This is a genomic window from Mesorhizobium sp. M1E.F.Ca.ET.041.01.1.1, from assembly GCF_003997355.1.
Taxonomy (GTDB): domain Bacteria; phylum Pseudomonadota; class Alphaproteobacteria; order Rhizobiales; family Rhizobiaceae; genus Mesorhizobium.
In genome coordinates this window covers 1-4,376 of the sequence record NZ_RZSL01000514.1, presented here as the reverse complement: position 1 = coordinate 4,376, position 4,376 = coordinate 1, and the positions used below count along the sequence as shown (strand labels likewise).

The 4,376-nt window shown below is 65.1% G+C and carries 5 protein-coding genes; 4 read left to right on the top strand and 1 reads right to left on the bottom strand.

The window, feature by feature from the left end:
• Nucleotides 1-153 precede the first annotated feature (153 nt).
• The 4 genes from EOA38_RS29090 to EOA38_RS29075 are packed head-to-tail and all read left to right on the top strand — an operon-like array spanning nt 154 to nt 3,440.
• Entirely contained in the window at nt 154-1,035 is an 882-nt protein-coding gene (locus EOA38_RS29090) for a branched-chain amino acid ABC transporter permease (RefSeq protein WP_127300862.1), read from the top strand.
• The gene (locus EOA38_RS29085) at nt 1,032-1,994 is read left to right on the top strand and encodes a branched-chain amino acid ABC transporter permease (protein ID WP_127300861.1); all 963 of its coding nucleotides are present in this window, start codon (nt 1,032-1,034) and stop codon (nt 1,992-1,994) included. The genes EOA38_RS29090 and EOA38_RS29085 overlap by 4 nt, the downstream gene beginning before the upstream one ends.
• A complete protein-coding gene (locus EOA38_RS29080; protein ID WP_127300860.1) occupies nt 1,991-2,719 on the top strand; it encodes an ABC transporter ATP-binding protein in 729 nt (242 codons plus the stop codon). The genes EOA38_RS29085 and EOA38_RS29080 overlap by 4 nt, the downstream gene beginning before the upstream one ends.
• A complete protein-coding gene (locus EOA38_RS29075; protein ID WP_127300859.1) occupies nt 2,712-3,440 on the top strand; it encodes an ABC transporter ATP-binding protein in 729 nt (242 codons plus the stop codon). Before EOA38_RS29080 ends, EOA38_RS29075 begins: the two co-directional genes overlap by 8 nt.
• Before the next feature lie 223 nt (nt 3,441-3,663).
• Here EOA38_RS29075 and EOA38_RS29070 read toward each other — a convergent pair.
• Nucleotides 3,664-4,376, bottom strand: a 713-nt coding sequence (locus tag EOA38_RS29070) for a sodium:proton antiporter (protein ID WP_189434985.1), incomplete at its 5' end; no start/stop codon positions are given.

The following is a 4,376-nucleotide window of genomic DNA, read 5'->3' as shown; positions in this document are numbered from 1 at the left end:
CCCCTCAAGGGGGGAGATCGGCTGTTGTTTCCGTTTTCGCCAATCGCCAAGGTCGGAAGGTGCCCACCTTCGCAGGAACCGCCAATCTCCCCCCTTGAGGGGGAGATGGCCGGCAGGCCAGAGGGGGGTGCCTCGCGCATCCGTTCGCGTGTAATGCACTTCGGACCCCATCTGCTCCTCGCCGCCCTCGAAGGCCTCGTCACGTCCGCCGTGCTGGCGCTGACGGCGCTCGGCCTGTCGCTGGTCTTCGGCGTCATGCGCATCGTCAATGTCGCTCATGGCGAGTTCTTCATGCTTGGCGCTGTGCTTGCCTGGGCGGTCTCGACGGCGATCTCGGGCCATCCGGCGATCGGCTTCGTCGCTGCGCTGGTGATCGCGCCCTTGCTGGTCGGGCTGGTTGCGTTTTCAGCCGAATGGCTGGTGCTGCGCCGGCTGAACTACAATCCCGAAAGCACCATCGTCGCCACCATCGGCATGCTTTACATCATCCAGCAACTGGCGCTGACCTTCTACGGGCCGGAGGCGCGCCCGGTCGAGCCGCCTTTCAGCTACCGCATTCTCCTGCCGTGGTTCGGCTATTCCGGCTACAAGCTGTCGGTGGTCGCGGCCTCCGCCATTCTCCTCGTGCTGACCTGGCTGGTGCTGACGCGCACCAAGATCGGCCTGATCATGCGCGCCACGCAGTACGATCGCGAGACCGCGCAGGCCTTCGCCATTCCGGTCGAGCGCGTCTATGCCGGCGTCTTCGCCATCGGCGCCATGCTGGCGGCGATCGCCGCGGTGCTGATCGTGCCGATCAGCCAGGCGCATTACCTGATGGGACAGGATCCGTTGCTCCTGTCCTTCATCGTCGTCATCATCGGCGGGCTGGGGTCACTGCGCGGCACCGTGGTCGCCGCCATCCTGATCGGTCTTTCCGACGGCATCATCTCGATGTTCTTCTCGCCGACTTTGGCCAAGATCATCGCCACGCTGGTCGTCGCCATGGTGCTGGTGTTCCGGCCTCAAGGGTTGTTCGGGACCACTCAGCGATGAAGGATGTTTCGCTGGCAAAGACCTACGCCTTGCATATCGGGATCATCGCGCTTTTGTTCGTCCTGAACTTCGTCCTGCCTGACTACCACCAGGGGCTTTTCGCCCGCATCATGACGCTCGCCGTCTTCGCCATGGGCTACAATCTGCTCTTCGGCTATGTCGGCCTGCTCAGCCTCGGCCATGCCATGTTCTTCTCGGCCGGCCTCTACGGCGCCGGGCTGACGGTGTACCATCTCGGCTGGGGCGTGCCGGAAAGCTTCATTTCCGGTGTGGCCTGCGGCGCGCTGCTTGCCCTGGTCATCGGCCTGCTCGCGCTGCGCACCTCTGGTGTGGCGTTCATGATCGTCACCATGATGTTCGCGCAGGTCTTCTACCTGCTCATCCTCTATTTCGCCGCCTGGACCGGCGGCGACCAGGGCCTGGTCATCCAGCAAACGTCGCGCGCGTTGAATTTCGGCAGCACATCGTTCGACCTCACCAACCCGACCGTGCGCTACATGAGCGCGCTGGCGCTGTTCTCGGTCGTGCTGTTCATCACGCTTGCCGTCGTCCGCTCCCGCTTCGGCCGCGTGCTGGTCGCCATCCGCGAGAACGAGGAGCGCACCAGGATGCTGGGCTACGACACGGTCGCCAACAAGCTCGCCGCCGTGGTCCTCTCCGGCACGATCTGCGCCGCGTCCGGCGCGGCCTATGCGCTGCTGTTCGGCTATATCGGCTCGAGTTTCGCTTCGGTGCAGTACTCGATCCTGCCCCTGCTGTGGGTGCTGCTCGGCGGCGCCGCGACGACGCTCGGGCCGTTGATCGGCACGCTTTTCATGTACTATGTCACCGACATCACCAGCGGCTTCACCTCGGCCTATCTGCTGATCGTCGGCGTCGCGCTCATCCTGCTGGTACTGTTTGCCCCGAAGGGCATTCTGGGCAGCATCCGCCAGCGCTGGCTGGGATGGCTGCCATGACGCCGCTGCTCACCACCAAGGGTCTGTCGCGCCATTTCGGCGGGTTGCGAGCCATCGACGGCGTCGACTTCGCGCTGATGCCGGGCGAGATCCGCGCCATCATCGGCCCCAACGGCGCCGGCAAGACCACCTTCGTCAGCCTGCTCAGCGGCCGCATCCGGCCGTCCTCCGGCACGATCGTCTTCGACGGCGCCGACATCACCGGCATGCCGGCTTACAAAAGGGTTCGCCTCGGCGTCGCCTACACGTTCCAGATCACCAGCGTCTTCGCCAATCTCACGGCTTTCGACAATGTCGCGTTGCCGGTGCAGCGGACGCTGACCGACGGCCGCTCGAAGGGGCAGGTGAGGAGCGGTGTCATGGCTGCGCTGGAGCGCACCGGCCTCGCCGACCGCGCCGGCACGCTGGCCGCGCACCTTTCCTATGGCCACCAGCGCCTGCTGGAAGTCGCGATGGGGTTGGCGCTGAAGCCGCGCCTCTTGATCCTTGACGAGCCGACGCAAGGCCTGGCCGACAGCGAGATCGACAATTTTATCGTCCTCGTCCGCGAGATCGCCAAAAGCGCCACCGTGCTGCTCATCGAGCACAACATGCCGGTGGTCATGCAGCTTGCCGACCGCATCACCGTCTTCAATTCGGGAAAGATCCTCGCCGAAGGCACGCCGGAGCAGATCCGCGCCGACGTTGAAGTGCAGGATGCCTATCTCGGAGCGACCCATGGCTGATCTCCCCAGGACTGAGAGGGGGCTGCTGACCATTTCCGGCCTCGACTGTTTCTATGGCGAGGTCCAGGTGCTCTACGGCCTCGATCTCGTGCTGAACAAGGGCGAGGTGCTTTGCCTGTTCGGCCGCAACGGTGCCGGCAAGACGACGACGCTGAAGGCGATCATGGGGCTGGTGCCGGCGGCGGCCGGCTCGATCAGGCTGGACGGCAAGGAACTGACCGGGCTCGCCGCGCATGACGTGCCGAAGGCCGGCGTTGCCTATGTGCCGCAGGGCAGGCGATTGTTCGCCGACATGACGGTGGCGGAAAACATCGAGATCGGCCTGATGGCGCGAGCCAAGGGCAAGGCGACGCGTGAGAACGTCCTCGATCTCTTCCCGCTGCTCAGGGAACGCCTCAGGCAACGTTCCGGCACGCTCTCCGGCGGCGAGCAGCAGATGCTCGCCATGGCGCGCGCACTGTGCCTCGAGCCGCAGGTGCTTCTGCTCGACGAGCCGACCGAAGGGCTGATGCCGTCGATGATCGCCAAGATCCGCGAGACGGTGGCGAAGCTGCGCGAGCTCGGCGTCTCGACGATCCTGGTCGAGCAGCGCGTCGATGCCGTGCTCTCGGTAGCCGACCGCGTCTCTTTCATCGAGAACGGCCGCAACCGCGAGACGGTCGATGTCGAGGAACTGCGCTCCGATCCTTCGGCGGTTCGGCGGTATGTGGGGGTGGGCTGAGGCCCTGAAGTGCCGCTGCCCTCGAAAATTGGCAAGGCGTGGCACTGCCTCAGGTTGTTCCTCGCCCCCACGTAAGTGGGGGAGAGGTGGCTCGGCGAAGCCGAGACGGAGAGGGGGAGCGCCCTACGGAGCCCCCGCTCCGGCCGCTTCGCGGCCACCTCTCCCCCGCTTTGCGGGGGCGAGGAACCCAGGACAATGAAGGGCAGCGCCAATGTCCTTCGCCTCACCCGAAGAACACAAACCCCGCGATCAAAAAAGTCGGGATCAGCACCAGGCCCGACCACGCCATGTAGCCGAAGAAGCCGGGCATCTTGAAGCCGCGATGCCTGGCGATGGCAAACACCATGAAGTTCGGCGCATTGCCGATATAGGTGTTGGCGCCCATGAACACCGCGCCGGCCGAGACCGCGGCGAGCGTCGAGGCGGCCTCCGTCATCAGGTGCTTCGCATCGCCGCCCGCAAGCTCGAAGAACACGAGATAGGTCGGCGCATTGTCGAGGAAGGACGACAGCGCGCCGGTCAGCCAGAAATAGGCGAGGTCGTTGGGCTGGCCGTCCGCCGAGGTGACCAGCGAGACCAGCGGTGCCAGCGCGCCGTCGTGACCTGCCCTCAGGATGGCGATGACCGGCACGATGCAGATGAAGATGCCGGCAAACAATTTCGCCACTTCGGCGATGGGGCCCCAGGTGAAGCCGTTCGCCTGGCGGTGGCTCTTGTACGAGACCCGAAGCGACAGAAAGGCCAGCGCAAGGATGATCGCATCACGCACCAGGTTCTGCAGCTCCAGGCTGACGCCGAGGATGGAAAAGCTCACGCCCGGCTTCCAGCTCGCCGAAAGCAGGATCGCGCCGATGACGCCGGCCAGCAGCGGCAAATTGGCCAGCCCGCGCAGGCGCACCTTCGTGTCCGGCGTCGGGTCCTTGATCTTTGGCATGC